The following is a 6,062-nucleotide window of genomic DNA, read 5'->3' on the forward strand; positions in this document are numbered from 1 at the left end:
TCCACTGACTTTCAATGAAGGTGTTGCAGGATTGGAAGGGCGTGTGATCTGTGCCATTGTTGGTAACCCGAACAATAACAATAATATAAGTTGGTATATTCTTTTCATTTACAATCTAAAATCGTCGCTAAGTTAATTTAAACACATGTTAAAAAGTGTTAAAAGTAAAATTAGTTCAGTTGCTCACTAATTTTGCCAAAGCGTCTTTCGCGTTTCTGGTAGTCTACAATAGCTTCAAACAGGTCTTCCCGCCTGAAGTCGGGCCATAAGGTTTCTGTAAAATATAATTCGGTGTAGGCCATTTGCCACAGTAAAAAATTACTGATCCGATGTTCTCCACTTGTCCTGATCATCAGTTCGGGATCAGGAATATTGCATGTACTTAACTGAGAAGAAAAATTCTCTTCCGTTATATCTTCAATTCCAATCTCTTTATCCAGTACTTTTTGAGCCAGTTTTTTTGCTGCATCTACAATTTCCCATTTCGCACTATAGCTTAAAGCAATAGTCAAAGTGCAGCGCGTGTTGTGTGCTGTTTTTTCCATGGCATCCTTCAGGTCATCAATACATTTCTGAGGCAATGACGAAGTATCTCCTATGGCATTCAGCCTGATATTATTTGCGGTAAGTCTTGGTGTTTCCTGATTAATGGTAGAAATGAAAATCTCCATGAGTGCATTAACCTCCTCCACAGGACGGTTCCAGTTTTCTTTGGAAAAGGCATAGATCGTTAAGTATTTAATCCCAATATCTGCACATCCTTCTACAATATCTTTTACAGATAACACCCCATTTTCATGACCGAAAACCCTGAATTTACCCTGATTTTTTGCCCATCTGCCGTTACCATCCATTATAATTGCAATGTGCTCAGGTAAACGCGTAAGGTCAATTTGTTCTTTAAATCCCATCTAACTATATGAAAATGATCCCCAAAAGTCTAACATTTTTGGGACACAAAGGTAAAATTTTCTATGATTATTAGTCTATTTATATGAAAATCATGCTAAAAGGTAAAACATTTTTCAGATAAAAATGTATACGAGATCCCAATTTGCAAAAACATATAGGTATCTCTTTTTCTTGAATCTCCTCTTTGGCTACCTGGCGGCCTGTGTCCGGATGGATCAGCCAGAAAGATATGCATGTAGTCATCTCCCTGAACCGGATATTTATATGCTCCGCTCACATCATCGAGATAATCAGTATAGGCTGTTCTATATCCCAGCTGGGAGAAAAAGCTCCAGTTGGAATTAAAATTGTACTTCACCCCAGCCCCATAAGGAATACTGATTGCATAATTTCTATAGGGCGTACTCTGCCCCTCTGTTTTATAAAGTCTTAAATCTCTTGTCTCCCCATTGATTTTGATTCTGGGGTTAAAAATAACACCGCCAAGTCCTGCATAGATATATGGCGTAAAATTCTTTCTTCCTCCACCCGAGAAATAATCAAAAAAATTAAAATCAACCTGTGCGCTCACTTCATTAAGGGGGGTATAAAATTTCAGATTTCTATCCTTGAAGTCTGCGTTGGAAGACTGTGAATCATCTCCACTGATCCTTCCATAGTTGTAATGAAGCCCCAGGGCCCAATGTGAATTAAAATTAAGTTTCGCAAAAACCCCTGCAGACATCCCTGTAATTTTCAAGGGGTTGTCCGGGTTAAGATCCCCCATATAGCCTGCTGCACCGGCACCAAGCCCTACTTCCCAAGCTTGAGCCCTGGCCCCTGACACAGACATCAGGATCAATATAAAATGGAGCAACAGTGATTTAAATTTCATTCTAATAATTCCGGGTGTCTATTCCCCAAAGCAATTTATTTCTTAAAGTGGTCAGATAGCTCTCATTGTTCAGTCTGATCAGGTTAACATCAAAACTCGCCTTTTTGATACTGATTTTAACAGAACGGTCTACTGTTTCGGTCCTGGAATCGCAGGATACCAGAAACTTCGCACTTCTGGCCTCCACTTCAAAAGTTAAAGTTACATTATCCGGCACAATAAGCGGGCGTACATTTAAATTATGTGGTGCAATGGGTGTAATGACAAAGCTTTGCGAACTGGGAAGAATAATTGGCCCCCCGCAACTGAGAGAATAGGCGGTGGACCCGGTAGAAGTTGCAATGATCAGCCCGTCTGCCCAGTAAGAGTTGATAAACTCCTCATTCATATAAGCATGGATCAGCATCATCGCAGAATTGTCCCTCCGGTGAATTGTGATGTCATTCAAGGCAAAATTCTCTTCTCCAAAAAGATGGAACTTGGACTCCAGGCTCAGTAAACTCCGGCTGTCCAATGCATACTGCTGGTTTAACAAAGCTTCAATTGCTTTTTTAATCTCATCTTTATTAATGCTTGCCAGAAAACCAAGACGCCCAAAATTAATTCCGATCACTGGTATGCCAGAATCACGGACAAGCGCAAGGGTATCGAGCATAGTTCCGTCGCCACCTAAACTGATCAGCACGTCTGCCTGGCCAATCAGTTCTGCATTTTCCTTAAATGTGGTAATCTTTGCATTCAATTTCACTTTATCGGAGATAAAGTGATGGTACTTTTCATAGACCAGGGCATCCACATTATACAGGGAAAGAACATCAAAAACATCCTGAACATAAGGCAATACTGTGTTGTTGAATTCCCTTCCGTAGATTGCAATCTTCATCATGAAAGTACCGGTTTTATCATAAAAATGAACTTAGCGTAAGCTGCTGTTTTCATTATACGTTTAAATAGTTCATAAAAGAGTTATAGCGGTCCTCAGTTCCCTGATCCGTAGAAGTACTGTTAAAAACAGCCTTAACGACGTAATTATATCTTTCAAAGGAGGAAATGATTCCAGATAACTCGGTCTTGTTGATTTTGAGGGTTACCTCCAATTTGGTAGAATCGGGAAAAGACTGTACATAGGAAGACAAGATCTGCGCATTATCAGCCTCTACGATCTGCGCCATATGAGATAAAGAATTATTGCGGTTACTGATCTCCAGCACAATAACACCTCCTGGTTCTTTGACCGCATAAATCTCTGCAGAATAACCGATAAGACTATGTACTGAAATCACGCCCAGATAATTCTTATTATAATCCAATACAGGCAAAACAGATAATTTGAGCTGATCAAAAAGCCGGATCACATCGTATATATGAGAATCCTGATAGACAAATGGATTAAGGATTGCCAAGGATAAACTACCGATAGCTTGTTCAACATCCCTTACTTCAATTAACTCCTCCTCTGCCACCAATCCTAGAAACTGAGTTTCATTCACAATGGGCAAGTGATACAGCTTGAACTCAGACAAACGATCAAGCGCCTTCTGAACAGTATCAGAAGTTCTTAACGGCGGGATCGCATTCGATATGAGTTCAGAGGCAAACATTACTTTAACAATATGCGGTTTAAAAAAGTATTCAAAAATTCATTAAAAACTTCAGGCTGCTCCATCATGGGGGCATGCCCGCATTTATCTACCCAATTCAGTTCAGAATTAGGTAATAATTCGTAAAACTCTTCCGCAACATCTGGCGGAGTTACCTTATCCTGCCTGCCCCAGATTAGAGATACAGGTATAGTAATCTTAGACAATTCTTTGGCCATGTTATGTCTGATTGCAGACTTTGCCAGCGCAAGAATACGTATTACTCTGGAACGATCGTTTACGGTTTTAAAAACCTCATCAACCAGTTCTTTTGTAGCCGTTGCAGGATCATAAAATGTGAATTCTACTTTTTCACGGATGTAATCATAACTTTCTCTCCTTGGAAAAGATCCTCCAAAAGCATTCTCATACAGACCTGAACTTCCTGTAAGTACCAGAGCCTTCACATGCTCCTGATGGGCGGCTGTAAACACAAGTCCAACATGACCACCCAAGGAATTCCCTACCAATACGGTCTGTTCCAAACCTTTGTGTTTTAGAAAACGATGGAGATGTTTAGATAAACTTTTTACACCCAGCGTAAGGATGGGCAGCTCATAAATCGGAAGGATAGGCACCAGTACACGATAGTTTTCTTTAAAATAATCTATCGTTTGTTCCCAGTTGCTCAGTTCACCCATCAAACCATGAAGTAATACCAGAGTTTCGCCCTCTCCTGCCTCTATGTATTTAAACCCATTATCTTCTATTACTTCGTACTTCATATTTTTTATGTGGATGTGCTACTAAGTTAGTAGACATAAGTTAATTTAAGGCAATAATAAAGGATTAATTTTTTTTAAAACAATCCTTCTTATTTTTAACACAATTTATGCCAATTGTGATTTAACAATTTCAGCGATAAGTTTACCATCCGCTTTACCAGCTAACTCTTTATTAGCCAAACCAATAACCTTCCCCATATCTTTCATGGAACTTGCTTCGGCAGCAACGATAATTTTAGAAATTATTTCTTCTACTTCGGCTTTTTCAAGCTGTTTAGGCAAGAATTGACCAATAACATCAATTTCCTCATCTTCAACCTGAGCGAGATCTGCACGGCCTTGTTGTTTATAGATATCCGAGGATTCTTTACGCTGTTTAATGAGTTTTTGAAGAATTTTTATTTCCGTATCTTCTGTAATTTCTTCTGCAGAACCCTTTTCTGTTTTAGCCAGCAATAAAGCCGCTTTAATAGCCCTCAAACCTCTCAGCTGTGCCTGATCCTTAGCGAGCATTGCTTTTTTTATTTCCTGATCAATCGTATTTGATATCATAAATTAGTTTTTCTTAATTATAGTTCCTGTTGCCTGGGCTGTGGGCATGATCAGCATATCATTAATATTAACATGTGGCGGGCGGCTTACCGCAAACCAGATCGCATCAGCAATATCCTGGGCCACTAGCGGCTCCAGTCCTTTATATACATTTCTGGCCCGTTCCTCATCTCCTTTAAAACGTACAAGAGAGAATTCTGTTTCCACCATACCGGGATTTATTGCCGTCACCTTAATACCATGGGGAAGCAGGTCTATTCTCATTCCCTTATTTAATGCATCAACGGCATGCTTGGTTGCACAGTATACATTTCCATTTGGATACACTTCTTTACCTGCAATAGAACCAATATTTATAATATGACCTTTTCCTGCGGTGATCATCCAGTTAGAAACGATCCTTGACATATACAGCAGGCCTTTAACATTGGTATCGATCATCTTGTCCCAATCATCAGTATTACCCTGATCTATAGGATCAAGTCCCTGACTTAGTCCGGCATTGTTGATCAAAACATCCACTTTTTTCCATGCTTCCGGCAAGGCTTCCAGCCCTTTTGTTAGTGCTGCATTTTCCCGCACGTCGAGCACTAATGCCTGTACTTCTACCGCATATTTATCCTCAAGGTGTGAAGAAAGTTTTTCCAGAAGTTCTGAACGTCTCGCCAAAAGGATAAGTTTATAACCTTGCTGGGCAAATAAGGTTGCACAAGCCTTACCTATACCTGAAGTTGCGCCTGTTATTAATGCAATTTTTGAATTCATCGCTTTAGTTTATCCTACAAAAATATAAATATAATGAGCCCAAACACTATTCAAAGAATAAACTGAATGTTACATGACGTAACATGAGCTTGTCTATAGGGGTTGAATAGGCATTGTTGTCTTGTTTCAAGACATTTCCGAAGGAGGAGGAATATTTAATTTCCGGAGACATTTTAAAGTACTCAAAATAAAGGTCAAAGCCAATACCCGCCTCATAAGAAAAATATCCCTTACGGTTTTTCAGGAACTTATCAATGGCAGCGTTGCCCTGATCATTCGTTTTTTTGGCAGAAGAAATATCCATGGAATACTTAGCTCCTCCTAATAAATAGGCCCTGAAATTGTTAAGACGATCAGACTTCAGCTTGAGACCAAGTGGAATTTCCACCATTGTAGCCTGAACTTTCTGTTCTTTAAATGGCAGAGAATTAGGTACAGGTACAGCCGGCGACTCATATTCGTAATCGAGCAGACGATCATTAAAAATCAGAATTGGTGTAAAACGAACATCCGCATGTTCGCTCAGCCTGGTGTTTACAACAAACCCAACGCCAAAGCCAGGAGAAGATTTTGCTGTGATGGATTTTAACCCAG

General features: G+C 39.7%; 8 protein-coding genes. All 8 read right to left on the reverse strand.

All coding sequences use genetic code 11. From position 1 onward, the window contains the following. Positions 1-170 precede the first annotated feature (170 nt). The gene (locus VNZ46_RS16920; RefSeq protein ID WP_325561236.1) at positions 171-911 is read right to left on the reverse strand and encodes an isoprenyl transferase; all 741 of its coding nucleotides are present in this window, start codon (positions 909-911) and stop codon (positions 171-173) included. A 95-nt stretch (positions 912-1,006) separates the two neighbouring features. Then, positions 1,007-1,786: a DUF6089 family protein gene (locus VNZ46_RS16925; RefSeq protein WP_325561237.1), complete on the reverse strand. Its 780-nt coding sequence runs from the start codon at positions 1,784-1,786 to the stop codon at positions 1,007-1,009. A gap of 1 nt (position 1,787) precedes the next feature. After that, positions 1,788-2,669 carry an NAD kinase gene (locus tag VNZ46_RS16930; RefSeq protein ID WP_325561241.1) on the reverse strand — a complete coding sequence of 294 codons (882 nt, stop codon included), beginning with the start codon at positions 2,667-2,669 and terminating at the stop codon, positions 1,788-1,790. 55 nt (positions 2,670-2,724) lie between these two features. Further along, positions 2,725-3,387, reverse strand: coding sequence for a CBS domain-containing protein (locus VNZ46_RS16935; protein ID WP_133778761.1), 663 nt, complete (start codon positions 3,385-3,387; stop codon positions 2,725-2,727). After that, positions 3,387-4,151, reverse strand: a complete 765-nt coding sequence (locus tag VNZ46_RS16940) for an alpha/beta hydrolase (protein ID WP_316837963.1) — start codon at positions 4,149-4,151, stop codon at positions 3,387-3,389. Before VNZ46_RS16940 ends, VNZ46_RS16935 begins: the two co-directional genes overlap by 1 nt. A gap of 105 nt (positions 4,152-4,256) precedes the next feature. After that, entirely contained in the window at positions 4,257-4,703 is a 447-nt protein-coding gene (locus VNZ46_RS16945) for a GatB/YqeY domain-containing protein (RefSeq protein ID WP_325561238.1), read from the reverse strand. A gap of 3 nt (positions 4,704-4,706) precedes the next feature. Then, complete coding sequence (locus VNZ46_RS16950) at positions 4,707-5,468, reverse strand: SDR family oxidoreductase (protein ID WP_325561239.1); 762 nt, start codon at positions 5,466-5,468, stop codon at positions 4,707-4,709. 46 nt (positions 5,469-5,514) lie between these two features. Next, positions 5,515-6,062, reverse strand: a 548-nt coding sequence (locus VNZ46_RS16955; RefSeq protein ID WP_325561240.1) for an outer membrane beta-barrel protein, incomplete at its 5' end; no start/stop codon positions are given.

Origin of the sequence: Pedobacter sp. (assembly GCF_035566355.1) — a bacterium.
Classification (GTDB): Bacteria; Bacteroidota; Bacteroidia; order Sphingobacteriales; family Sphingobacteriaceae; genus Pedobacter.

Coding starts and splice junctions, on each gene's coding strand:
- VNZ46_RS16920 (WP_325561236.1), bottom strand. CDS start 911: ATGGGATTTAAAGAACAAATTGACCTTACGCGTTTACCTGAGCACATT.
- VNZ46_RS16925 (WP_325561237.1), bottom strand. CDS start 1,786: ATGAAATTTAAATCACTGTTGCTCCATTTTATATTGATCCTGATGTCT.
- VNZ46_RS16930 (WP_325561241.1), bottom strand. CDS start 2,669: ATGAAGATTGCAATCTACGGAAGGGAATTCAACAACACAGTATTGCCT.
- VNZ46_RS16935 (WP_133778761.1), bottom strand. CDS start 3,387: ATGTTTGCCTCTGAACTCATATCGAATGCGATCCCGCCGTTAAGAACT.
- VNZ46_RS16940 (WP_316837963.1), bottom strand. CDS start 4,151: ATGAAGTACGAAGTAATAGAAGATAATGGGTTTAAATACATAGAGGCA.
- VNZ46_RS16945 (WP_325561238.1), bottom strand. CDS start 4,703: ATGATATCAAATACGATTGATCAGGAAATAAAAAAAGCAATGCTCGCT.
- VNZ46_RS16950 (WP_325561239.1), bottom strand. CDS start 5,468: ATGAATTCAAAAATTGCATTAATAACAGGCGCAACTTCAGGTATAGGT.